The 23,145-nt window shown below is 69.5% G+C and carries 18 protein-coding genes; 12 read left to right on the top strand and 6 right to left on the bottom strand.

The genetic code is table 11. From position 1 onward, the window contains the following. Positions 1-97: 97 nt before the first annotated feature. Positions 98-1,231, top strand: a complete 1,134-nt coding sequence (locus tag K0H49_RS17610) for an ATP-binding protein (RefSeq protein WP_257624936.1) — start codon at positions 98-100, stop codon at positions 1,229-1,231. Between the two features lie 149 nt (positions 1,232-1,380). Here the strand turns inward: K0H49_RS17610 and K0H49_RS17605 are convergent, their stop codons facing one another. Next, a complete protein-coding gene (locus K0H49_RS17605; protein WP_219215159.1) occupies positions 1,381-1,863 on the bottom strand; it encodes an Lrp/AsnC family transcriptional regulator in 483 nt (160 codons plus the stop codon). A 173-nt stretch (positions 1,864-2,036) separates the two neighbouring features. Here K0H49_RS17605 and K0H49_RS17600 point away from each other — a divergent pair, with 173 nt between their 5' ends. Next, positions 2,037-2,192, top strand: a complete 156-nt coding sequence (locus tag K0H49_RS17600; RefSeq protein ID WP_219215156.1) for a hypothetical protein — start codon at positions 2,037-2,039, stop codon at positions 2,190-2,192. Next, complete coding sequence (locus K0H49_RS17595) at positions 2,189-5,794, top strand: indolepyruvate ferredoxin oxidoreductase family protein (RefSeq protein WP_219215154.1); 3,606 nt, start codon at positions 2,189-2,191, stop codon at positions 5,792-5,794. The genes K0H49_RS17600 and K0H49_RS17595 overlap by 4 nt, the downstream gene beginning before the upstream one ends. 79 nt (positions 5,795-5,873) lie before the next feature. On the opposite strand, the gene K0H49_RS17590 is transcribed toward K0H49_RS17595, so the two are convergent. Then, the gene (locus K0H49_RS17590) at positions 5,874-6,485 is read right to left on the bottom strand and encodes a glutathione S-transferase N-terminal domain-containing protein (RefSeq protein ID WP_219215152.1); all 612 of its coding nucleotides are present in this window, start codon (positions 6,483-6,485) and stop codon (positions 5,874-5,876) included. A gap of 150 nt (positions 6,486-6,635) precedes the next feature. Here K0H49_RS17590 and K0H49_RS17585 point away from each other — a divergent pair, with 150 nt between their 5' ends. The 6 genes from K0H49_RS17585 (at position 6,636) to K0H49_RS17560 (ending at position 14,326) form a co-directional block, all read left to right on the top strand. Then, on the top strand, positions 6,636-7,790 hold the full coding sequence (locus K0H49_RS17585) for a YjgN family protein (RefSeq protein ID WP_219215149.1): 1,155 nt from the start codon (positions 6,636-6,638) through the stop codon (positions 7,788-7,790). 5 nt (positions 7,791-7,795) lie between these two features. Beyond that, the gene (locus tag K0H49_RS30670) at positions 7,796-8,854 is read left to right on the top strand and encodes a M48 family metallopeptidase (RefSeq protein WP_219215145.1); all 1,059 of its coding nucleotides are present in this window, start codon (positions 7,796-7,798) and stop codon (positions 8,852-8,854) included. Between the two features lie 31 nt (positions 8,855-8,885). Beyond that, positions 8,886-10,265 (top strand): adenylosuccinate lyase, encoded by a 1,380-nt coding sequence (gene purB / locus K0H49_RS17575; protein WP_219215144.1) that lies wholly within the window; start codon positions 8,886-8,888, stop codon positions 10,263-10,265. Between the two features lie 131 nt (positions 10,266-10,396). After that, positions 10,397-11,521, top strand: coding sequence for a PepSY-associated TM helix domain-containing protein (locus K0H49_RS17570; protein WP_219215142.1), 1,125 nt, complete (start codon positions 10,397-10,399; stop codon positions 11,519-11,521). A 58-nt stretch (positions 11,522-11,579) separates the two neighbouring features. Then, positions 11,580-13,715 carry a TonB-dependent receptor family protein gene (locus tag K0H49_RS17565; RefSeq protein WP_219215524.1) on the top strand — a complete coding sequence of 712 codons (2,136 nt, stop codon included), beginning with the start codon at positions 11,580-11,582 and terminating at the stop codon, positions 13,713-13,715. A 50-nt stretch (positions 13,716-13,765) separates the two neighbouring features. Further along, complete coding sequence (locus K0H49_RS17560; RefSeq protein ID WP_219215139.1) at positions 13,766-14,326, top strand: YaeQ family protein; 561 nt, start codon at positions 13,766-13,768, stop codon at positions 14,324-14,326. A gap of 21 nt (positions 14,327-14,347) precedes the next feature. Here K0H49_RS17560 and K0H49_RS17555 read toward each other — a convergent pair whose 3' ends face one another. The 3 genes from K0H49_RS17555 to K0H49_RS17545 are packed head-to-tail and all read right to left on the bottom strand — an operon-like array spanning position 14,348 to position 15,844. Further along, positions 14,348-15,082 carry a sulfite exporter TauE/SafE family protein gene (locus K0H49_RS17555; RefSeq protein ID WP_257624935.1) on the bottom strand — a complete coding sequence of 245 codons (735 nt, stop codon included), beginning with the start codon at positions 15,080-15,082 and terminating at the stop codon, positions 14,348-14,350. Next, positions 15,079-15,390, bottom strand: a complete 312-nt coding sequence (locus K0H49_RS17550) for a DUF2007 domain-containing protein (RefSeq protein WP_219215134.1) — start codon at positions 15,388-15,390, stop codon at positions 15,079-15,081. The genes K0H49_RS17555 and K0H49_RS17550 overlap by 4 nt, the downstream gene beginning before the upstream one ends. 7 nt (positions 15,391-15,397) lie before the next feature. Further along, positions 15,398-15,844: a DUF3717 domain-containing protein gene (locus K0H49_RS17545; protein WP_219215132.1), complete on the bottom strand. Its 447-nt coding sequence runs from the start codon at positions 15,842-15,844 to the stop codon at positions 15,398-15,400. Positions 15,845-16,262: 418 nt separating this feature from the next. On the opposite strand from K0H49_RS17545, the gene K0H49_RS17540 reads away from it, so the two are divergent. The 3 genes from K0H49_RS17540 (at position 16,263) to K0H49_RS17530 (ending at position 17,950) form a co-directional block, all read left to right on the top strand. Beyond that, positions 16,263-17,000 (top strand): TerC family protein, encoded by a 738-nt coding sequence (locus K0H49_RS17540; RefSeq protein WP_219215129.1) that lies wholly within the window; start codon positions 16,263-16,265, stop codon positions 16,998-17,000. A gap of 48 nt (positions 17,001-17,048) precedes the next feature. After that, positions 17,049-17,513: a hypothetical protein gene (locus K0H49_RS17535; protein WP_219215128.1), complete on the top strand. Its 465-nt coding sequence runs from the start codon at positions 17,049-17,051 to the stop codon at positions 17,511-17,513. An 86-nt stretch (positions 17,514-17,599) separates the two neighbouring features. Beyond that, a complete protein-coding gene (locus tag K0H49_RS17530; RefSeq protein WP_219215125.1) occupies positions 17,600-17,950 on the top strand; it encodes a phage holin family protein in 351 nt (116 codons plus the stop codon). On the opposite strand, the gene K0H49_RS17525 is transcribed toward K0H49_RS17530, so the two are convergent. Continuing rightward, positions 17,937-23,135, bottom strand: coding sequence for a non-ribosomal peptide synthetase (locus K0H49_RS17525; protein ID WP_219215122.1), 5,199 nt, complete (start codon positions 23,133-23,135; stop codon positions 17,937-17,939). The genes K0H49_RS17530 and K0H49_RS17525 overlap by 14 nt on opposite strands. Positions 23,136-23,145 lie beyond the last annotated feature (10 nt).

Genomic DNA, 23,145 nt, shown 5'->3' with positions numbered 1-23,145 from the left:
CAGCCTGCCGCATCGGCAACGAGGAGTTGGAGAGCTGGCTGTTGCGGCGCTCTCGCCAAAGATCGACTTTCGATTCCATGCGATCGACATCGACGGCATGCGCGTGGTGCTGCTGGAACTGTCGCGTGCGGTGCGTCACCCTGTGCAGTTCGCCGGCACCGAGTACATCCGCATCGGTTCATACAAAAAGAGGCTCAAGGACTTCCAGGAAAAGGCGCGTGAGCTGTGGCGCATCCTGGACGCCGTGCCCTTTGAACTCCTGACGGCCGCGCAGCGCTTGAGCGCAGACGAGACCGTGGCGCTGCTCGACTACCCGGCCTACTTCGAATTGCTGGGACGGCCCCTGCCCAACGGCAGGGACGCGATCCTTCAGGCCTTGAACGAAGACCATCTGATCGAGCGGGAAGACGGCGGCACATGGAGCATTCGCAATCTCGGCGCCATGCTGTTTGCACGGCGCCTTTCGGATTTCGGGCGGCTGCAGCGCAAGGCCGTGCGGGTCATTGCGTACAACGGCGTCGGCCGGGTACAGACCTTGCGGGAGCAGGAGGGCAACCGCGGCTACGCGGCCGGCTTCGAGGGCCTGATCGGCTTCATCAATGGCTTGTTGCCGAGCAACGAGATGATCGGCCAGGCCTTGCGCAAGACGGTGCCGATGTATCCCGAGCTGGCGATTCGCGAGCTGGTCGCCAATGCATTGATTCACCAGGATTTGTCGGTGACCGGAAGCGGGCCGATGGTGGAGATCTTCTCGGATCGCATGGAGATCACCAATCCGGGCCCACCGCTGGTGGACACGAACCGGTTGCTGGACCACCCGCCACGTTCGCGCAACGAAGCGCTGGCATCGCTGATGCGCCGCATCGGCATCTGTGAGGAACGTGGCAGCGGGGTCGACAAGGTTGTCTTCGAAACCGAGTTCTACCAGTTGCCGGCGCCGTCGTTCGACGTGGTGGGCGATTCGATGCGCAGCATCTTGTTTGCCCCGATGCCCCTGACCAAGATGACGAAAGCCGATCGCATTCGGGCGGTCTACCTGCATGCATGTCTGCGCCACGTGCAGCGAGAGGCCATGACCAACACCTCGCTCAGGGAGCGCTTCGGCATCGACCCCAGGAACAGCGCGACGGCGTCCCGCCTGCTCAAGGAAGCGCTGGAAGCAGGCGTGATCCGGCTGATGGACCCGGATGCTGCGTCCAAGCTGCGCAAATACGTGCCGGAATGGGCCTGAGGTCCGCCCAAATTTTGCTTGATGGGTATTTGATGGAGTGCGCCTTCAGGCCCCGCCATTCACCCATAGAACCCATATGAATCAACAACTTGCAAGCACATCGTTTGCTTGACAAGTAAATGGCGAGCGGCTCCGCCCGTCCGACCCCGTCACTTCTTCAACGCCAGGTGCCCCAGCGGCAGCGCATGGCTCGCCTTCACCTCTCCCAGCGAGAAGCTGGTGTGCAGGTCCTTCACGTTGGGCAGGCTCATCAGCTGCTGGCGCGCGAAGGCCGAAAAGCCGTTGAGGTCCTGGGCCACCACCTGCAGCTCGAAGGTGCCGGTGCCGCTGATGTAGTGGCAGGCCACCACCTCGGGCATCTTGCGGATCGCGTCCTCGAGCTTGCGCGTGGCCTCGTGGGTCACGCGCTCGGTGTCCACGCGCACGAAAGCGAGCACGCCCAGCCCTATCTTGTGGCGGTCGATCTCGGCCCGGTAGCCCTTGATGAAGCCGGATTCCTCCAGCGCCCGCACCCGGCGCCAGCAGGGCGCGGCCGACAGGCCCACGCGCTGGGCCAGTTCGGCATTGGTGAGGCGGCCGTCGGCCTGCAGTTCTTGCAGGATGGCGAGATCAAACTTGTCGAGGCTTTCCATTTACATCGATTCTAAGAAAGAATCTTCCCCAAATGGTCGTTTGAAGGGCGTAGAAAGCAAACACCTGTCGGTTGTGCAGGCATACACTTTGCGTGCACCATGGGGTCCATGCCCTACCCGGGCACAGACCCACCAGCCAGGCCCACAAGGCCATGCCACCAGGAGACAAGACGATGAATGCCCCCCTGCCCGAGCACATCCGCAAGGCCCTAGAGACCGTCACGCTCGACGACAACCCGCAAAGCGGGTTGCGCCAAAGGCACAAGTACGCGGCGAACGGCGCAGCCGGGCGCGCTGTATTTGGCGTCGAGCAAGGCGGTGCCGTATGAACGCCCCGCTGCCCGAGCACATCCGCAAAGCACTCGAGACGGTGACGCTCGACGACAAATACAGCCTCGATTACGGCCGCGCCTTCATGAGCGGGGTGCAGGCCCTCGTGAAGCTGCCGATGCTGCAGCGCCTGCGGGACCAGCAGAACGGCAAGAACACCGCCGGCTTCATCAGCGGCTACCGCGGCTCGCCGCTGGGTGGCTACGACCAGGCGCTGTGGAAGGCCAGCAAGTACCTCAAGGCGCAGAACATCGTGTTCCAGCCGGGCGTGAACGAAGAGCTCGCCGCCACCGCGCTATGGGGCACGCAGCAACTTGGCTTCTCGCCGCAAGGCACCAACAAGTTCGACGGCGTGTTCGGCATCTGGTACGGCAAGGGTCCGGGCGTGGACCGCTGCTCGGACGTCTTCAAGCACGCCAACATGGCGGGCACCACCGAGTTCGGCGGCGTGATCGCCGTCGCCGGTGACGACCACATCTCCAAGAGCAGCACCGCCGCCCACCAGAGCGACCACATCTTCAAGGCCTGCGGCACGCCGGTGTTCTTCCCGACCAACGTGCAGGAAATCCTGGACCTGGGCATCCACGCCTTCGCCATGAGCCGCTTCTCGGGCGTCTGGTCGGGCATGAAGACGATCCAGGAGATCGTCGAGTCCAGCGCCACCGCGATGATCGACCCCGAGCGCGTCGACATCGTCATCCCCACCGACTTCGAGATGCCGCCCGGCGGCCTGCACATCCGCTGGCCCGACCATGCGCTCGACCAGGAAGCGCGGCTGATGCACTACAAGTGGTACGCCGCGCTGGCCTACATCCGCGCCAACAAGCTCAACCACAACGTGATCGAAGGCCCGAACGACCGCTTCGGCATCATGGCCAGCGGCAAGGCCTTCAACGACACGCGCCAGGCGCTGATCGACCTGGGCCTGGACGACGCAGCCTGCCGCCAGCTGGGTATCCGGCTGCACAAGGTCGGCGTGGTGTGGCCGCTCGAGGCGCAGCTCACGCGCGACTTCGCCACCGGCCTGCAGGAGATCCTGGTGGTCGAGGAGAAGCGCCAGGTCATCGAATACCAGCTCAAGGAAGAGCTCTACAACTGGCGCTCCGACGTGCGGCCCAATGTGGTCGGCAAGTTCGACGAAGGCCTGGGCGCCAGCGCCGACGGCTACTCCGGCGGCGAATGGTCGATGCCCAACCCGACGGCGCACACGCTGCTGCGCGCCAACGCCGACCTGAACCCGGCGCTGATCGCCAAGGCCATCGTGCAGCGCCTCAAGAAGACCGGCCTGTTCGACCAGGCCGGCGCCGACATGCGTGCGCGCATCGACGCCCAGCTCGCCATCCTCGAGGCCAAGGAGCGCTCGATGGAGGTGCTCAAGCTCGGCGGCGTGCAGGGCGCCGACCGGCTGCCCTGGTTCTGCTCGGGCTGCCCGCACAACACCAGCACCGTGGTGCCCGAAGGCTCGCGCGCGCTGGGCGGCATCGGCTGCCACTACATGGCGACCTGGATGGACCGCAGCACCATCGGCTTCACGCAGATGGGCGGCGAGGGCGTGCCATGGATGGGCCAGCAGCCCTTCACCACCGACCAGCACATCTTCGCCAACCTGGGCGACGGCACCTACTTCCACAGCGGCCTGCTGGCGATCCGCCAGAGCATCGCGGCCGGCGTGAACATCACCTACAAGATCCTCTACAACGACGCGGTCGCCATGACCGGCGGCCAGACCGTGGGCGAGCGCCCCGAAGGCCACTCGGTGCTGCAGATCGCGCAGAGCCTGCAGGCCGAAGGCGCGACGAAGATCGTGATCGTCACCGACGAACCCGAGAAGTACGAGGGCGTGAAGGTGGCGGGCGATCCCGAGATCAAGCACCGCGACCTGCTCGACGAGATCCAGCGCGAGTTCCGCGAGATCAAGGGCACCACGGCCATCATCTACGACCAGACCTGCGCCACCGAGAAGCGCCGCCGCCGCAAGCGGGGCACGGCCGTCGACCCGGCCAAGCGCGTGGTGATCAACGAGCTGGTGTGCGAAGGCTGCGGCGACTGCAGCGTGCAGAGCAACTGCCTGTCGGTGGAGCCGCTCGAGACCGAATTCGGCCGCAAGCGCACCATCAACCAGAGCAGCTGCAACAAGGACATGAGCTGCCTCAAGGGCTTCTGCCCGAGCTTCGTCACGGTCGAGGGCGGCGCGCTCAAGAAGAAGGCCAAGAACAAGGCCAACTCGCCCTTCGAGCTGGGCGCACTGCCCGAGCCGGCCGTGCCGCAACTCGCACGCGACCAGGTCTGGGGCGTGGTGGTGGCGGGCGTGGGCGGCACCGGCGTGATCACCATCGGCCAGCTGCTGGGCATGGCCGCGCACATCGAGGGCAAGGGCATCGTCACGCAGGACGCAGCCGGCCTGGCGCAGAAGGGCGGCGCGACCTGGAGCCACGCGCTGATCGGCGAATCGCAGGCCGCGATCCGCACCACGCGCGTGGGCACCGCAGCGGCCGACCTGATCCTCGCGGCCGACCCGCTGGTGGCGGTCAACGCCGAGACGCTGGCCCGCATGCTCGAGGGCCGCACGCACGTGGCGCTCAACAGCCACAGCACGCCGACCGCCGCCTTCGTGCGCAATGCCAACTGGCAGAACCCGCAGGACGACTGCGCCAACCAGATCGCCCGCATCGTGGGCCTGGACGGCCTGGGCAGCTTCGACGCCGATGCCGCCGCGGTCTCGCTGATGGGCGACAGCCTGTACGCCAACCCGATGCTGCTGGGCTACGCCTGGCAGAAGGGCTGGCTGCCGCTGGAGTACGCGTCGCTGATGCGCGCGATCGAGCTCAACAACGTCGCCATCGACAACAACAAGACGGCCTTCGAATGGGGCCGCCGCGCGGCGCACGACCTGGGCTCGGTGCAGAAGATGGTGTCGCCCGGCCAGGTGATCGAGTTCAAGAAGCGCGAGACGGTCGACGGCCTGGTCAAGCGCCGCGTCGAGTTCCTCACGGCCTACCAGAACGCCGCCTACGCCGAGCAATACCGGGCCTTCGTCGCCAAGGTGCAGCAGGCCGAGACGGCGGCCGTGGGCAAGACCACGGTGAGCGAATCGGTGGCGCGCTACCTGTTCAAGCTGATGGCCTACAAGGACGAGTACGAGGTCGCGCGGCTGCACACCGACCGCAGCTTCCTCGACCGCGTCAACGGCATGTTCGAGGGCGACTTCAAGCTCAACTACCACCTGGCGCCGCCGATCATCGCCAAGAAGAACGCCAAGGGCGAGCTGCAGAAGCAGAAGTTCGGCCCGGCCATGCTGACCGGCTTCAAGCTGCTGGCGAAGCTCAAGGGCCTGCGTGGCACGGCCTTCGACATCTTCGGCCGCACCGAGGAACGCAAGACCGAGCGCGCGCTGATCGGCGAGTACCGGGCCAGCATCGAGGAAGTGATCGCCGGCCTGACGGCGGCCAACCACGACGTGGCGCTGGAAATCGCGAAGCTGCCCGAGCAGATCCGCGGCTACGGCCACGTGAAGGAGCGCAACCTGGCGGCCGCGCGCACGCGCTGGACCGCGCTGCTGGTCAAGTGGCGCCACCCGCAGGGCGAGCGCGCCGCGGCCTGAAATCGGTCGCCCCACGGGGCGATCGCCCATGAAAAAAGCGCCTCACGGCGCTTTTTTCATGTCCGGGCGCGGGCCGCGCTCAGGGCTTGGTTTCGGAGAAGCTGGGGCGCAGCATCAGCTTGTCCTGCAGCTTCGCCAGGTTGGCGTAGGAACCGCGCCAGTCGATCTCGGGGAAGCGGAACTCGATCCAGCCCAGCGCGCAGCCCACCGAGATGTCCGACAGGCTCAGGTGGATGCCGCTGCAGAAGGGCTTGTCGCCCAGGCCCTTGGCCATGGCGGCGATGCCGGCCATGACCTTGCCGCGCTGGCGGTCCATCCAGGCCTGGCTGCGCTCGCCCTCGGCGCGGTGCGGCCAGGTGGCTTCGAGGCGCAGCAGCACGCCGGCGTCCATCACGCCATCGGCCAGCGCCTCCCAGGTCTTGACCTCGGCGCGCTCGCGGCTTTGCTGCGGAATCAGCTTGCCGACCGGCGACATCGTGTCCAGGTACTCGACGATCACGCGCGAATCGAACATCGCCTCGCCGCCTTCCATCACCAGGCAGGGCACCTTGCCCAGCGGGTTGGAACTGGCGATGGCGGTGTCCGCCGACCAGACGTCTTCGATGGCGAACTGATAGTCGAGCCGCTTTTCGGCCATGACCACACGCACCTTGCGCACGTAGGGACTGGCGGCAGATCCGATCAGTTTCATTGGGTCTCTCTCTCTTTCCCCCTCGGGGAATCCTCGTTCTGTAGCGCTTTGATTCTAGTGTGAGGCCGCGCCGCGCCGCGCTCCTTGGCGACCTCGACACAGGGCGCGTGCAGAATCGTGGCGCATCACCAACGAGGGAGAGAAAAAGCCATGGACATCGACACAGGGGCCGCCACGCCTCCCGAACGCCACCCCGTGCGCTTCACGGCCAGCGGCAGCGAATACTTCCGGATCTGGATCGTGAACCTGCTGCTGACCGTGGTCACGCTGGGCCTCTACCTGCCCTGGGCCAAGGTGCGCAAGCTCAAGTACTTCCATACCAACACCTGGGTCGGCGGCGACGCGCTCGACTTCCATGGCGACCCGTCGCGGATGCTGCGCGGCACGCTGATCGCTGGCGCCTTCCTGATCGCCTACCTGGTGGCCGGCGCCTTCTCGGGCTGGGCCGAACTGCTGGCCGCCGTGGCCTTCGTGGGCCTGTGGCCGGCGCTGTTCCACGCCTCGCTGCGCTTCCGGCTGGCCAACACGAGCTGGCGCGGGTTGCGCTTCCACTTCGCGGGCGACCGGGCCGGCGCCTATGGCGCGATGCTGCCGCCGCTGATGCTGGCCATCCTGCCGCTGGCCATCGCCGGCCTGACGGTGGACCCCGGCCGCCGCGAACCCTCGCCGCTGGCGTCCGGCCTGATCGGCTTCGGCATGCTGGCCTTCGCGCTGAGCTTTCCCTACTTTCTCTGGAAACTGCGCCGCTACCAGCACGACCACTTCAGCTTCGGCGGCCTGCAGACCCGGCTCAGCGCCAAGGCCGGCAGCGTCTACGGCGTCTTCCTTCGGATGCTCGGGCTGGGCCTGCTCGCGTTCATGGGCATGGCGCTGGTCTTCGGGCTCTTCGCCTCGCTCGGGCTGATCGGCCGCAAGGCCGGCGTGAGCGTCGCCATCCTCACGCTGCTGGGAATGTTCGCGATCGGCGGGGTGCTGCTGTTCAACATCCTGCCCCAGTCCTATCTGCAGGTGCGGCTGCAGAACCTGTTCTGGTCGGCCACCGGCAACCCGGTGCTGCGCTTCGACAGCCAGATGAAGCTGGGGCCCTACATCGGCCTGCAGCTGAAGAACTTCCTGCTGATCTTCCTCACGCTGGGCCTCTACTGGCCCTTCGCCGTGGTCCACACGCGGCGCGCCCGCCTCGAGGCCGTGACGCTCGAGACCCGCGGCTCGCTCGACGCTCTCACGCGCACCGGCGGCCAGGAGAACCCGGCGGCCGTCGGCGACATGGCGGCCGACCTGTTCGGCATGGACATCGGCCTCTGAACGCCGTGAGCGAGGCGCTGGAGGCGCGCTATTTCGATGGCCTCAGCAGTCGGCCCCGGGTCGCGCGGCTGCAGATCGCCGATGCGCGGCTGCAGGTCACGCCGCTCGGGGACGACGCCGCGGCGCCCTTCGCCGTGCCGCTGGCCGCGCTGCGCTGGCCCGAGCGCACGCGCCACGGCGGCCGCCTGTTGGCGCTGCCCGGCGGCGCCAGCCTGCAGGCGCAGGACGTGGCGCAATGGGACGCATGGGTCGCGCAACAGGTGAGCGCGACCGAAAGCCGCGTGGTGCGCGCGCAGCAGAGCTGGCGCGGCGTGGCCGTCGGGCTGGTGCTGCTGTTCGCCGCCGTGGGCGCGATGTACCAATGGGGCCTGCCCTGGGTGGCGCGCGGCGTGACGGCCCTGGTGCCGCACCGGGTCGATGCGCTGATCGGCACCCGGACGCTGGCCCAGCTCGACGACACCATGCTGCGCCCGAGCGCGCTGCCCGTGGCCGACCAGGAACGCCTGCGGCGCGCCTTCACCCGCATGGTCGAGGCCGCGCACCCCGAGGGCGCGCCGCCCTGGACGCTGCAGTTCCGCCAGGGCCGCGACAAGGCGCTGGGCCCCAACGCGCTGGCGCTGCCCGGCGGCACCATCGTGCTCACCGACGCGCTGGTGCAGCTGCTGCCGGGCGACGACGACGCGGTGCTGGGCGTGCTGGCCCACGAGTTCGGCCACGTGCGGCTGCGTCACACGATGCGCCAGCTGGTCCAGGCCTCGGCGGTGGGCTTCGCGGTGTCGGTGGCCTTCGGCGACTTCGGCACGCTGATCGGCACCGCGCCGGTGCTGCTGGCCACGCTGGGCTATTCGCGCGACGCCGAGCGCGAGGCCGACGAGGAATCGGTGCGGCTGATGCGCGCGGCCGGCATCTCGCCACGGGCCATGGCGGGCTTCTTCGAGGCCATCGAACGCTGGCGCGGCACGCAGCAGCGCGGCGGCGCCCAGGCCGGCTCGATCGGCATGGCCTTCGCCACCCACCCGGCCACGGCCGAGCGCATCGCCTTCTTCAAAGCCGCGGCCGAGTAGGCCCGGCGGCGGCCCGCCTAAAATTGGGCCCATGAGCTTCTCCACCGTTTCCGCCCTTTCCCCCCTCGACGGCCGCTACGCCGCCAAGCTGGCCGCGCTGCGCCCCCTGATGAGCGAACAGGGCTACATGCACCGTCGCGTGCAGGTCGAGGTGGCCTGGTTCATCGCCCTGTCGGACTGCGGCTTCGCCGAGTTCAAGCCGCTCACGCCCGGTGCCCGCAAGTACCTGATGGGCCTGGTCGCCAACTTCTCCGAGGCCGATGCGCTGGCCATCAAGGAGATCGAGAAGACCACCAACCACGACGTGAAGGCGGTCGAGTACTGGATCAAGTCGCGCTTCGAGGCCCGGCCCGAGCTGCTGAGCGCGGCCGAGTTCGTGCACTTCGCCTGCACCAGCGAGGACATCAACAACACCAGCCACGCGCTGCAGATCCAGGCCGCGCGCGAGAAGGTGCTGCTGCCCGCGCTCGACGGCCTGGTCGCCAAACTGCGCGAGATGGCGCACCAGTTCGCCGACGTGTCGATGCTGGCGCGCACCCACGGCCAGACCGCCAGCCCGACCACCGTCGGCAAGGAGATCGCCAACGTCGCGGTGCGCCTGGCCAAGGCGCGCGACCAGATCGCCGGCGTGCAGCTGCTGGGCAAGATGAATGGCGCGGTCGGCAACTACAACGCCCACCTGGCCGCCTGGCCCGAGTTCGACTGGGAAAGCTTCAGCCGCAAGGTCATCGAAACGCCGGCCCCGCTGGGCCTGGGCCTGACCTTCCAGCCCTACAGCATCCAGATCGAGCCGCACGACTACATGGCCGAGCTGTTCGACGCGGTGGCCCGCGCCGACACCATCCTGATCGACTTCTCGCGCGACATCTGGGGCTACGTGAGCCTGGGCTACTTCAAGCAGCGCCTGAAGAAGGGCGAGATCGGCTCCTCGACCATGCCGCACAAGGTCAACCCGATCGACTTCGAGAACGCCGAAGGCAACCTGGGCCTGGCCAACGCGGTGCTGCGCCACCTGAGCGAGAAGCTGCCGATCAGCCGCTGGCAGCGCGACCTGACCGACAGCACGGTGCTGCGCAACATCGGCGTGGCCTTCGGCTACGCGGTACTGGCCTATGCCAGCCTGGCCACCGGCCTGGGCAAGCTGGAGATCAATGAGGAAGCGCTGGCCGACGACCTCGACGCCTCGTGGGAAGTGCTGGCCGAGCCGATCCAGACCGTGATGCGCCGCTTCGGCGTGCAGGGCGCCTACGAGCAGCTCAAGGAAGTCACGCGCGGCAAGACCGTGACGGCCGAGGCGCTGCACGGGCTGATCCGCTCGCTCGAGATCCCGCAGGCCGAGAAAGACCGTCTGCTGGCCATGACACCGGCCAGCTACACCGGCAAGGCCGGCGAACTCGCCCGTAGAATCTGAGGCCCCGCGCGGCGCGGCGCCGGATCCTACAGGGCCCCGGCGCCTTCTCCGACGCGCAATCCTTCCAGCCAACGCGCCTCTCGCGGCGCGCCAGCCAACGACTTTCTGACGGGACTTGGGTCCCTGGCTTCATGGCGCGCGCTCCCCTGAGACGCCTCTGGCTTCGCCTTCACCGCTGGATCGGTCTCACCCTCGGTCCCCTGCTCGGCCTCACCGCACTGCTTGGCGCCGTGCTGGTGGTCGCGCTGCCGCTCGACCGGCTGGCCCATCCCACCTTCTTCACCGCCTCCAGCCCCGCGGGCGCGAACGCGCTGCCGCTCGAGCCCCTGCGCCAGCGCATCGTGGCCGAGTTCGGCCCCAAGACCCGCATGACCCTGCGGCCGCCGCGCGAGCCCGGCGAGACCCTGTGGGTGCTGGTGCGCGGCCCCTGGGACGGCACGCTCTACCTCGACCCCGCGACCGGCGCCGAGCAAGGGCGGCGCGGCACGCACGAGGGCGCCTACAACCTGCTGTTCGAGCTCCACAGCAGCCTGCTGCTCGAGGACACCGGCAAGGGCGTGCTGGCCGTCACCGCGCTGGCCTACCTGTTCCTGCTGGCCACCGGGCTGGTGCTCTGGTGGCCCAGGCGCTGGCCGCCCTCGCTGCGCATCGCGCTCGACCGCGGCCTGCTGCGCGGGCTGTTCGACCTGCACCGCACCGGCGGCGCGGTGCTGGGCCTGCTGATCGCGGTGTCGGTGTTCACCGGCGCCTACATGGCCTGGCGACCGCTGGGCGACGTCATTTCCGCCACGCTCGGCCAGACCCCGATCAAGCCGCCCAAGGTGCCCAAGGGCCCGGCACAGGGCCCTCACCTGACGCTGGACGAACTGGTGGCGCGCGCGCAGCAGGTGTTCCCGGGCCAGCCGATCGGCTACGTGCAGGTGCCGGCGGGCCCCGACCGGCCGCTGCGCGTGCGCTTCCGGCTCGCCGACGACCCGCACCCCAACGGCATCAGCTCGGTCTGGCTGCATCCGCTGACCGGCGAGGTGCTGGCCACGCGCCGCTGGCAGGACCTGGACACCGGCTCCGGCGCGGTGGCCATCCTCTATCCGCTGCACACCGGCGTGCTCGGTGGCCCGCTGCACCAGGCCGTCACGGCGCTGCTGGGCCTGGTGCTGGCGGGCCTGAGCTTCACCGGCGTCTGGCTCTGGTGGCGCCGCCGCGCGCCGAGCCCCGCATCGGCCGCGGCCGATGCGCGCCGCCCCCCCGTTTCCTGATCGATCCATTCCCCGAGGAGTCCCCGTGTTCCAGAAGAGAAAGTGCGCCGCCCTGGTGATGGCGCTGTTCCCCGTCAGCTTCCAGGCCTTCGCGGCCGATGCCGCCACCGCCCCGCCGACCGGCGCCAACGAATCGCTCGATGCGGTCACCGTCACTGGCGACTGGCTGGGCACGCCCACCGAGACCAAGGTGCTCGAGCACCCCGGCGCGCGCACCATCATCGAGCGCCAGCAGATCCGCGAGAGCGGTTCGGCCAACGTGCGCGACGTGCTGCGCCAGATCCCGGGCGTGCAGGTGCAGGAGAGCAACGGCACCGGCGGCAGCGACGTCTCGCTCAATGTCGGCGTACGCGGCCTGACCTCACGCCTGTCGCCGCGCTCCACCATCCTGCTCGACGGCGTGCCGCTGGCCTATGCGCCCTACGGCCAGCCCCAGCTCTCGCTGGCGCCGCTGTCGCTGGGCAACCTGGAGGCGGTCGACGTGGTGCGTGGTGCGGGCTCGGTGCGCTTCGGGCCGCAGAACGTCGGCGGCATCATCAACTTCGTGACCCGCGCGATCCCGCAGCAGTTCGCGGGCGAGGCCAGCGTGGGCGTCGAGAGCGCGAGCCACGGCGGCGGCACCAAGAGCACGCCCAACCTGTTCATCGGCGGCACCAACGACAAGGGCCTGGGCCTCGCGCTGCTGTACTCGGGCACGCACGGCCAGGGCTACCGCGCCGCCAACGACCGCACCGACATCGACGATCTGATGCTCAAGGGCGCCTACCGCATCTCGAAGACCGACGACATCGCGCTGTCGCTGCACCACTTCGAAGGCAGCGGCAGCATGCCCGGCGGCCTGACGAGCGCGCAGTACGCGGCCGACCCGTACCAGTCGACCCGTCCCTTCGACGACTTCACCGGCCGCCGCACCGACGGCTCGATCAAGTACACGCACAACGACGGCGTCAACAAGTTCGAGCTGCTGACCTACTACACCGACTCCTTCCGCGGCAGCCACATCGAGCAGGACGGCAGCGGCACCACCGCCGGCCAGCGCCGCCTGACCGCGGCCCCGCGCAGCTACCACACCTTCGCGCTCGAGCCGCGCTACTCGCGCCTCATCGACTCGGGCAGCGTGGTGCAGGAAGTCAGCGTGGGCTACCGCTACCTCAAGGAAGCCAGCTCGGAAGTGGCCTCGCGCAGCAGCTACTACCGGCCGCGCGTGGGCTTCGACGCCAACACGCTGGCGCAGAACGTCTACCAGACCAGCGCCGGCGGCACCACCGCCCACGCCTTCTACATCGACGACCGGATCGACTTCGGCAACTGGACCGTCACGCCCGGCGTGCGCTACGAATCGATCCGCACCTTCAACGACGTGACCAACCTGGCCAACAACGTCGTCACCGGCATGCTGAACCCGAAGGTCGATGCCAACGAGGTGCTGCCGACGCTGTCGGTGCTCTACCGCATGGACGCGAAGTGGTCGCTGTTCGCCAACGCCGGCGTGTCCTTCGGGCCGCAGCAGTACGCGCAGCTCGCACAGTCGACCTCCGGCCTGCACCCCGAGAAAGCCACCACCTACGAGATCGGCTCGCACTACAAGGGCGAGGCCTGGAGCGGCGAACTCACGCTGTTCAACGTCGACTTCGACAAGGAACTGCAGCTGGCCCGCTCCATCGTGGGCGACGGCACCTGGACCGACCTCGGCGCCACGCGCCATCGCGGCATCGAATCGGGCCTGCGCTACCAGCTGGGCGACCTGAACCCCTCGCTCAAGGGCCTGTCGGTGTCGGCCACCTACACCTACACGCAGGCGATCTCGAAGGCCGGCGTGTTCGCCGGCCGCGACCTGCCCTTCTATTCGCGCCAGGTGGCCTCGCTCGGCGCGCGCTACGAGCGCGGCCCGTGGACGGTCAACGTCGACCTCTTCGCGCAGAGCAAGCAGCGCTCGCCGGGCTCGCCCGACCCGGGCGCCAGCTACACCACGCTGGAAGACGCGAGCGGCCGGCTGGGCGACATCCCGGGCTTCGCCACCGTCAACCTGCGCACGGGCTACGACTTCGGCCCCTCGCTGAGCCAGCTCAAGCTCGCGATCGGCGTGAAGAACCTGTTCGACCGCCAGACCTTCACCCGCTCGGTCGACAACAACGGCGGCAAGTACGTGGGCCAGCCGCGCACGGTGTACGTGCAGGCGTCGGTCGCGTTCTAGGCGGCACCCGGTCGAGTGTGTGCGCCGCGCGCGCATACACTCGCGCACCCATGGCGCTCAAATCAACCATCTTCAAGGCGAACCTCGCGGTCGCCGACATCGACCACGGCTACTACGCCGACCACGCCCTCACGCTCGCGCGCCATCCGAGCGAGAACGACGAACGCATGATGGTCCGGCTCATCGCCCTGGCCCTCAACGCCCACAAGCTGCAGAGCGTGTGCGACGGCGACGGCGTGCTGGGCTTCGGCGCCGGCCTGTCGAACCCCGACGATCCCGACGTGTCGCTGCGCGACTTCACCGGCCGCACGCGCGTCTGGATCGAAGTCGGCCAGCCCGAGGACAAGCCGCTGCTCAAGGCCTGCGGCAAGGCCGACGAGGTGCTGCTCTACTGCTTCAGCCACGCGGCCGGCATCTGGTGGAAGGGCATCGAGAACAAGCTCACGCGGCCCGACAACCTGCAGGTGTGGCGCATTCCCAGCGAGACCTCGCAGGCCGTGGCCGCGCTGGCGCAACGCAGCATGCAGCTGCAGGCGACGATCCAGGAAAACACGCTGATGCTGGGTGACGGCAAGAACAGCATCGACATCGAGCTGCAGCGGCTGCGCTGACGCGCCTTCGACCGTGCGCCTTCAGCCGCCGTGCCTGAAGGCGGCCAGCAGCAGCGCGGTCCCCGAGCACAGCAGCAGTCCGTCGATCAGGACCTGGAAGGCGCGCGGCCCGAGCCGCAGCACCGCCGCCTTGCCGATGAAAGTGCCGGCCATCAACGATGCACCGACCAGCAGCCCCTGCAGCAAGACCGGCAGCGGCAGCGCGCCCATCCCGCCGAAGGCCAGCACCTTGCTCACGTAGAGCGCCAGCGAGGAAGCGGCCTCGGTCGAGAGGAACGCGCCCTGCACCAGGCCATAGGCCGCGAACACCGGCACGCTGAGCGGGCCGGTCGAGAGCACCAGCCCGGTGAGGTAGCCGATGACCGCGCCCGCCACCGCGAGCTGCCACAGCCGCACCCGAAAGTCGCGTGCGCGCAGCCAGTGGCGCAGCGGCACCATGGCGATGAAGAACAGGCCCAGCCCGAGATCGATCGCCACCGGCGGCAGCGCGAGCAGCGTGCGCGCGCCCAGCGCCGCGGCCGGTGCGCCCGGCACGGCGTAGGCGAAGAAGGCGCGCCAGTCGACCTCGCGCCACCAGGCCAGCACGCGCGCCAGGTTGGCCATCACGGCTGCGACGGCCATGATCGGCACCGCCTGCTTGGGGCCGAAGGCCCAGACCAGCACCGGCAGCAGCATCAGCGAAGAGCCGGTGCCGATCACGCCGCTGACGGCGCCGGCCAGCAGGCCCACGGCGAGAACGAAGACGTAGGCGGTCAAGGCACGGACGTGGGCATCATGGTGCCGCACTGCCAGCATTGCTCGAAGCCGCCTTCGACCAGTTCGCCGCAGCCGCAATGCCAGCGCCGCTGCGGCCGGTTCTGCAGGTCGTGCAGCGCGCGCGTGGCGGCATCGAACTGATCGTCGTCCTCGATCCAGACTTCGGGCAGGCACTGGTCGGGCGGCAGCTGGCCGACCACCGCGCCCAGGTACTCGCGCTGCACCGACACGTCCAGGCCCTCGTCGCGCAGCGCATGCGCCCAGAGCGTCGCGATCGCGAGGTTGGGGGCCTGGGCCAGGCGGCGCATGGGCGGCTCAATCCGTGGCGGGCGGAGGGGCCGCGTCGTCGGCGGGCGCGTTCTCGCGGGCCCGTTCGGCGTAGGTGTTGAAGCGCCAGGCCTTGTCTTCCATCGTGATGCGGCGCCAGGTCTGGCGCTTCTCGGCCGGCGTCATCGCGGGCCAGTACTGGACTTCGTCGAAGCTGCGGCCGCAGCCCTTGCACTCGTCGTCGCCCTGGCTGGTGGAGCAGATCGCGATGCAGGGCGTGTCGATGGTGGTGTCGTACCAGGCGAGCCAGGCGGCCCAGGCCTCGGCGGGAAAGCCGACCTCGTCGACCTCGTCCTCGCGGTAATAGACCATCAGGGCGTAGACCTTGGCCAGCGCGCGCAGCTCGGGCGCGAGCGTGATGCCGTCGGGCGAGGGTTTCTTCTCGCGCCAGTGGTTGATGGCGGCCTCGATGTCGGTGATGTGAATGGCGGCCATGGAAAGGAAAAAATGCAGGGACGGCATCATAGTTCGGCAAAGTCCCGGGTTGCCCGAAGGATATGGGGCGCTCTCATTTTCAGAGCAACAAAGCCACGGAGGGCAACGATTCCAGAACGCTTTTTCTTGAGCGCTCGCGGCCGCCGGTTGCCACACCGGCGCCGCGGGTGCTCTAATTCGCGCCACGAAGGGGAGTAGCTCCCGCCTGCGGCTCGCGCCACGGGTATCGCCAGGTCGTCAATACGAAGCACAACAACTTCCGGCCTGTCGGGCCGCGCGCTGCGCGGCTGAGCAAGACCTTCGATTTGAACCCGCCAGGGTTGGATCGAAGCGTCTGCGCGTTCCGGAAGATTCCGGGCCTCATTCATCCGCGTCGATCCGACCCCTGCGGGTAGATCGAAACGAAAAGAGGAATCCAATGGAACAATTCATGGCCCCGGAATTCTGGGTCGCAGTCGGTCAGATCATCATGATCGACATCCTGCTGGGCGGCGACAACGCGGTGGTGATCGCGCTCGCCTGCCGCAAGCTCCCGCCGGCGCAGCGCACCAAGGGCATCCTGTGGGGTACCGCCGGTGCCATCGTGCTGCGCGTGATCCTGATCTTCTTCGCGCTCACGCTGCTCGCGATCCCCTTCCTCAAGGTCGTGGGCGCGCTGCTGCTGGTCTGGATCGGCATCAAGCTGCTGGCGCCCGACCATGACGACGCGCACGGCAACATCGCCGGCAGCGACAAGCTGTGGGCCGCCGTCAAGACCGTGATCATTGCCGACCTGGTGATGAGCGTGGACAACGTGATCGCCATCGCCGGCGCCGCACAGGGTGCAGGCGAAGGCCACCAGATGCCGCTCGTGATCTTCGGCCTGCTGGTCAGCATCCCGATCATCGTCTGGGGCAGCCAGCTGGTCATCAAGCTCATGGACCGTTTCCCGATGATCATCACGCTGGGCGGCATGCTGCTGGGCTGGATCGCCGGCACGATGCTGATTTCCGACCCGGCCGTCGTCCGCCTGGACGCCTGGACCTGGGTGCCGAAGATCCCGCAGACCGACACCATCAAGTACGCCGCCGGCATCGCGGGTGCGCTGGTGGTGCTGGCCATCGGCAAATGGGTGGCCTCGCGCCGTCCGAAATCGCACGAGGCGGCTGCCATCTGATGTCGGGTCCCGGGTCTCTCTCACTCTAACTATCCAAAGGAGCGCATCGTGGAAAAGATCATTCTCTATGTCGACGACGCGGCCTACGCCCGCGAGTTTCTCGCCAAGGCGCCGGCCGGAACCGTGAGCACCGGGGCCAAGCACTGGGTGCTGGTGGCCTGCGCACCGCGCATGACGCACCGCATCAGCAAGTGGGTGAGCCACAGCGCGCGCGAGAACTGGCGCGGCAAGTGGTTCGCCAAGACGCAGGAACAGGTGCTGCCGCTGCTGCGCCGTCCCGGCGACGAGGTCACGCCGGTGCTGGCCCAGGGCCCGCTGACCGACCTGACGCAACGCCTCAAGCTCGAGCACGGCGCGGCGCGCGTGATCGATGCGCGCCGCCCGAAGCTGGGCGTGGACATGGAACCGGTGACGCCGGGCCAGAAGCCGGCCGGCCACACCGGCTGGGCGCTGCCGGGCGCGACCCTGGGACTGGGCGCCCTGCTGGTGCTGGCGAACGAACTCGCCGAGTAAGGCGCTTCTCGCATCCAGCCGCAGCGGCCGCCCTCGGGCGGCCGTTGTGCTTTGTGGGTGCGCGGGCGTCGGGTATGCTGGCCCGCATGCGACTGATCATCCAATGGCTCCTGAGCGCGCTGGCCCTGCTGGCGGTGACCTACATCTACCCCGGCGTGCAGGTGAGCAGCTTCACCTCGGCGCTGATCGCGGCGGCGGTGATCGGCCTGCTCAACATGGTCGTGCGGCCGGTGCTGGTGGTGCTCACGCTGCCGGTCACGATCGTCACCCTGGGCCTGTTCCTGTTCGTGATCAACGCGCTGATGTTCTGGGCCGCCTCGGGGCTGCTCGGCGGCTTTGTCGTGAACGGGTTCGTGGCGGCGCTGATCGGCTCGCTGATCTACTCGCTGCTGCGCCTGCTGATCGAAGCCGCACTGGGCGGTCTCACGAAGCGCTGAGGTTCTCTTCGCGGGCCAGCTGGCCCAGCGTCTCGTAGACCATGCGCGGCGGCTCGACCCGCCAGCCAAGCCGCTCGCGGATCGCCACCACCGCACGCATCGCCAGCAGCGAATGCCCGCCCAGGTCGAAGAAGTTGTCGTCCAGCGCGACCGCCTCGACCCCGAGCAACTCCCCCCAGATGGCCGCGATGGCCAGCTCCGACGGCGTCGTCGGCACCATGCGGCGGGCCTGGGGTGCGCGGCGGGCCTCGACCTGCGGCGCCGGCAGCGCGTTGCGGTCGATCTTTCCATTGGGCAGCAGCGGCAGCGCGTCGAGCCACACCAGGTGCTGCGGCAGCATGTACTCGGGCAGCCGCGTGCGCAGGTAGGGCCGCAGCGTGGCCGCGTCGGGCGGCGTGCCGCGCGGCACCACGTAGGCCACCAGTTGAACCTCGTCGGCACCGGGCGCATGGGTGGCGATCACGCCCTCCGCCACCTCCGGATGGTCCAGCAGCGCCGCTTCGATCTCGCCCAGCTCGATACGCCGGCCGCGCAGCTTGACCTGCCGGTCGAGACGGCCCAGGTGTTCGAGCTGGCCGTCGTGACGCCAGCGGCCCAGGTCGCCGGTGCGGTAATAGCGGGCCCCGGGCACCGGGCTGTCGGCATCGGGCGGAAAGCGCTCGGCCGTGAGTTCGTCGCGCTGGTGGTAGCCCAGCGTCACGCCGAGGCCACCGATGCACAGTTCGCCGGGCACGCCGATCGGGCACAGCTGGCCGTCGGCGTCGCGCACCTGCACGTCGGTGTTGGCGATGGGCCGGCCGATCGCGATGCCGGCGCGCGGCGCCGCGACGCGCCAGACGGTGGACCACACGGTGGTCTCGGTCGGGCCGTACATGTTCCACAGCGTCACGCCGCTGGCCAGCAGGCGCTCGGCCAGGGCCGGCGGCAGGGCTTCGCCGCCGATCAGCGCCTGGAAGCGCGTGCTGCCGGCAGGACGGCGCCAGCCGGCATCGAGCAGCATGCGCCACAGCGTGGGCGTGGCCTGCAGGACGCTGACCTCCTGGTGCACGCTCAGCGCGGCCAGCGCGTAGGGGTCGCGCACCTGCTCGGCGTCGGCGATCACCACCCGCGCGCCCACCGCCAGCGGCAGCATCAGTTCGAGCACCGCGATGTCGAAGGACAGCGTGGTCACGGCCAGCAGCCGGTCGTCGGCTGTGAGGCCGGGCTCGCGCGCCATGCTGGCCAGGAAGTTGACCACCGCGCGGTGCGGCACCACGACGCCCTTCGGGCGGCCAGTCGACCCCGAGGTGTAGATCATGTAGGCCGCATCGAGTGGCCCGGCATCGTGCAAGGCGTCGGGCGACAGCGCATCGCGGGCGTGGCCGGCCAGCAGCGCATCGTCGTCGAGGCTCAGCCGCGGCACGCCGCTGTCGGCCAGTCCGCCGGGCGCCCCGCCGCGCGTCAGCAGGGCCGACAGGCCGGCGTCCGCAGCCATGAATTGCAGGCGCTCGGCGGGGAAGTCCGGGTCGAGCGGCACGTAGGCCGCGCCCGACTTCAGCACGCCCAGCAGCGCCACCAGCATGGCCGTGTCGCGCGCCACGCACAGGCCCACGCGATGGCCGCGGCCGATGCCGCGCGCACGCAGCGCTCGGGCCAGGGCATTGGAGCGCGCCGCGAGTTCGCCGTAGCTCAGCAGGAGGCCGGCCGCATCGACGGCCGCGATCGCCTCGCCCGACACCACCGCAGCGCCCGCCAGGTAGCGATGCACCGTGTGCTCGGCCGGCAGCGCCGCCTGCGTGGCATTCCAGCCTTCGCGCAGGAAGGCGCGCTGGGCCGGGGCGACGATGGCCATCGTCGACAGCGCCGCCGCAGGCTGGGCCAGCAGCCGCTCGAGCAGGGCCAGGTAGTTCTCGAGCATGCGCTCGGCGGTCGCGGGCGCGTAGAGGTCGCTCGCATAGTCGAGGTGGATGCGGTGGGTGAACTCGGTGTCGATGTGCACCGACAGGTCGAACTGCGCCGTGGTCCGCTCGAACGGGAATTCCTCCACCTCGAGCCCGGCATGGTCGAGCCGGCCGAGCGGCGCATTGAGCACGTTGAACAGCACACGCACCAGGCCCTCGGGATGCAGCGAACGGTCGTGGCCCAGCGACTCGACCAGCTCGTCGAACGGGGCCTCCTGGTGGGCATAGGCCTGCAGCGCGGTGTCGCGCACGCGCTGCACCAGTCCATCGAAGCTCGGGTCGCCGGACAGATCGGTGCGCATCACCAGCGTGTTGACCAGCGTGCCGACCAGGTGCTCGGCGGCGAAGCGGTGCCGGTTGGCCACCGGCGTGCCGACTGCGATGTCGGTGCTGCGCGCCTCGCGCGTCAGCATCAGCTTGAAGGCCGCGAGCAGCACCACGAAAGGCGTGACCGACGCGCGCGCGCAGTAGGCGCGCACGGCCGCGCGCAATGCCACGGGCAGCGCGGCCGAGACGCGGGCGCCGCGGAAACTCGGCCGCTGTGGCCGGGCGAAGTCGGTCGGCAGGTCGAGCGGCGCGAGCCGGTCCAGACGCGCGCGCCAGTACGCCAGCTGCGGCTGACGCTGGGCCACGGCGACCGGGCTGCGCTGCCAGGCGGCGTAGTCGGCGTACTCCACCGGGATCGGGTCGAGCTGCGGCGTGCGGCCCGCCTGCCAGGCGGCGTACACCGCCAGCGCTTCGCGCATCAGCACCGCGAAGGACCAGTTGTCGGCGATCGCATGGTGCATGACCCACAGCAGCACATGGTCGCGGGCATCGAAGCGCAGCAGGCTCGCACGGTGCAGCGGCGCCTGCGCGAGATCGAAAGGCGCGGCCAGGCGCTCGCCGAGCAGCACGCGGGCCTGCGCCACGCGATCGGGCTGCGTGGCCAGGTCGATCTGCTCGATGGCAAACGATGCCGAGGGCGCGATGCGCTGCATCGGGCCGGCGCCGTCGAGGACCAGGCGCGTGCGCAGGCTCTCGTGGCGCGCGACCATCAGGTCGAAGGCCCGCTGCAGCAGTGCGACATCGAGCGCGCCGCGCAGGCGCAGCGAGACCGCCACGTTGTAGGCCGAGGAGGCCGGATCGAACTGCTGGATCACCCACATGCGCCGCTGCGACAGCGACACCGGCAGCGGGCCGTCGCGCGACACCCGCACCGGCGCCGCGAGCGGCACCGCGGCGCTGCCGTCGGCGGCCGCGAGCAGCCGGGTCACATGGTCGGCCAGCGCCGCGACGCTGGTGTGTTCGAACAGGTCGGCCAGGGGCAGCTCGAGGCCCATCTGCTGGCTCACGCGCGTGGCCACCTGCGTCATCAGCAGCGAGGTGCCGCCGAGCTCGAAGAAACTCTCGTGCACGCCGAAAGCGCTGGTGCCGAGCACCTCGCGCCAGATGTCCCACACCGCCTGCTCGGGCGCATCGCGCGGCATCAGGTGCAGCGCCCGCGAGGGGGCGTCGGCTTCGGCTTGCGTGCCCGGATCGCCGCCCGCATCGCGCGCCACCAGCGCCTGCACGTCGAGCCGGTGCGCGAGGTAGCGCTGGCGCGTGCGCTGGCGCTGGATCTTGCCGCTGGAGCTGCGCGGCAGCGAGCCCGAACGCACCAGCACCACGGCTTCCACGGGCAGGCCGTGCGCGTCGCCGATGGCCCGTCGCACCGCGGCCGCCACCGCTTCGGCATCGGGCACCGAGGCGCGGCGCTCGGTCTCCAGCACCAGCACCAGCGCCTCGCCGTCGGGCGTGTCGACCGAGAAGGCGGCGCCGTAGCCGGCGCGCAGCGCGGGATGCGCGCGCTCGGCGCTCCATTCGAGGTCCTGCGGGTAATGGTTGCCGCCATGGACGATCACCAGGTCCTTGAGCCGGCCGGTGACGAAGAGTTCGCCCTGGTGCACGAAGCCCAGGTCGCCGGTGCGCAGGAAAGGCCCGTGGCCGTCGGCCATGCGCGCGCCAAAGCTCGCTTCGGAGAGCGCGGGCTGGCGCCAGTAGCCGTCGCCCACGCTGGGTGAGCGCACCCAGATCTCGCCCACCGCATCGGCAGCCGCAGCGGCGCCGCTGACGACGTCGACGATCTGCACTTCGGTGTCCGCCAGCGGCGGGCCGCAACCGACAAGCCGCGTGACGGGCCCGGTGGCGGGCGCATCGTCGGCCAGCGGCACGACGCGGTCCTGCAGCAGGGCGCCCGTCTCGACGGCCAGCAGAACGGGCAGGCGATCGGGCTGCGAGGTGCTCACGCCGAGCACCGTCTCGGCCAGGCCATAGGCCGGCAGCAGGGCCTCGGGCCGCAGGCCGGCGCGGCCGAAATCGGCCCGCACGCGTTCGAGCGTCTCGGCGCGGATCGGCTCGGCGCCGCAGCTCAGCGCGACCAGCGACGAGAGGTCGCCGGCCGGTGCCGCGCCGTCCAGCGCGCGCAGGCAGGCCAGGAAGGCCGACGGCGGCGCACCGGCGTGGGTGATGCGCAAGGCGCCGATCGCCTCCAGCCAGCGCAAGGGCCGGCGCAGGAAGACCAGCGGCGACATCAACCAGCTCGTGGCGCCCGCGCAGAAGGGCGCGAGCACGCCGAAGATCAGGCCGTAGTCGTGGAAATGCGGCAGCCAGGTGAGGACCCGGCTCTTTTCATCGACCCAGGTGGCCGCATGGAGCGCCCGCACATTGGCCAGCGCCTGGGCATGGCTCACGCGCACGCCGCGTGGCGCCAGCGTCGAGCCGGAGGTGTATTGCAGGTAGGCCAGCGCGTCCGGTGCCGCCAGCGCCGGGAGGGGGGCCGCGCCGGTCAGATCGTCGGCGGCGATCCAGCGCGCGGCGGTGAACATCCCGGGCTCGAAGACCTGGCGCGCCGCCTCGCGCAGCGAGGCCGAGGTCCAGACCCAGGCGGCGGCCGTGTCGTCCAGGATGCCGCGCAAACGTGGCGCGCTGCGCAGCAGCCGCACGGGATCGGGCGCCGGCACGGGCACTGCGACGCAGCCCGCGCGCAGGCAGGCCCAGAAGGCGCGCACGAAGTCCAGTCCGGGCGGCAGGGCCAGCAGGACCCGGTCGCCAGGCCGTGCGATGGCCGCCAACCCCTGCGCCAGGGCCTGGACATCGCGTGCCAGCGCCCCATGGCTCAGCTGTTCGGCGACCGACAGGTCGTCACGCAGGAAGACATAGGCCAGACGCTCCGGGTGTGCGCTGCACTGGACGTCGAAGACGTCGGACAGGGTTTTTGAAAACACAATAGCTACA

The organism is Variovorax boronicumulans (assembly GCF_019352895.1).
Taxonomy (GTDB): Bacteria; Pseudomonadota; Gammaproteobacteria; order Burkholderiales; family Burkholderiaceae_C; genus Variovorax; species Variovorax boronicumulans_A.
Note: the sequence above shows the minus strand (reverse complement) of the source record. Positions and strands in the feature narration are given on the sequence as shown.

Bases quoted from the DNA above. Each gene is read 5' to 3' on its own strand.
- K0H49_RS17570 (WP_219215142.1), top strand. From the start codon at position 10,397: ATGGCGCGCGCTCCCCTGAGACGCCTCTGGCTTCGCCTTCACCGCTGG.
- K0H49_RS17530 (WP_219215125.1), top strand. From the start codon at position 17,600: ATGCGACTGATCATCCAATGGCTCCTGAGCGCGCTGGCCCTGCTGGCG.
- K0H49_RS17600 (WP_219215156.1), top strand. From the start codon at position 2,037: ATGAATGCCCCCCTGCCCGAGCACATCCGCAAGGCCCTAGAGACCGTC.
- purB (WP_219215144.1), top strand. From the start codon at position 8,886: ATGAGCTTCTCCACCGTTTCCGCCCTTTCCCCCCTCGACGGCCGCTAC.
- K0H49_RS17585 (WP_219215149.1), top strand. From the start codon at position 6,636: ATGGACATCGACACAGGGGCCGCCACGCCTCCCGAACGCCACCCCGTG.
- K0H49_RS17550 (WP_219215134.1), bottom strand. From the start codon at position 15,390: ATGCGCCGCCTGGCCCAGGCCCCCAACCTCGCGATCGCGACGCTCTGG.
- K0H49_RS17540 (WP_219215129.1), top strand. From the start codon at position 16,263: ATGGAACAATTCATGGCCCCGGAATTCTGGGTCGCAGTCGGTCAGATC.
- K0H49_RS17565 (WP_219215524.1), top strand. From the start codon at position 11,580: ATGGCGCTGTTCCCCGTCAGCTTCCAGGCCTTCGCGGCCGATGCCGCC.
- K0H49_RS17545 (WP_219215132.1), bottom strand. From the start codon at position 15,844: ATGGCCGCCATTCACATCACCGACATCGAGGCCGCCATCAACCACTGG.
- K0H49_RS17590 (WP_219215152.1), bottom strand. From the start codon at position 6,485: ATGAAACTGATCGGATCTGCCGCCAGTCCCTACGTGCGCAAGGTGCGT.
- K0H49_RS17610 (WP_257624936.1), top strand. From the start codon at position 98: ATGCGCGTGGTGCTGCTGGAACTGTCGCGTGCGGTGCGTCACCCTGTG.
- K0H49_RS17605 (WP_219215159.1), bottom strand. From the start codon at position 1,863: ATGGAAAGCCTCGACAAGTTTGATCTCGCCATCCTGCAAGAACTGCAG.
- K0H49_RS17560 (WP_219215139.1), top strand. From the start codon at position 13,766: ATGGCGCTCAAATCAACCATCTTCAAGGCGAACCTCGCGGTCGCCGAC.
- K0H49_RS17595 (WP_219215154.1), top strand. From the start codon at position 2,189: ATGAACGCCCCGCTGCCCGAGCACATCCGCAAAGCACTCGAGACGGTG.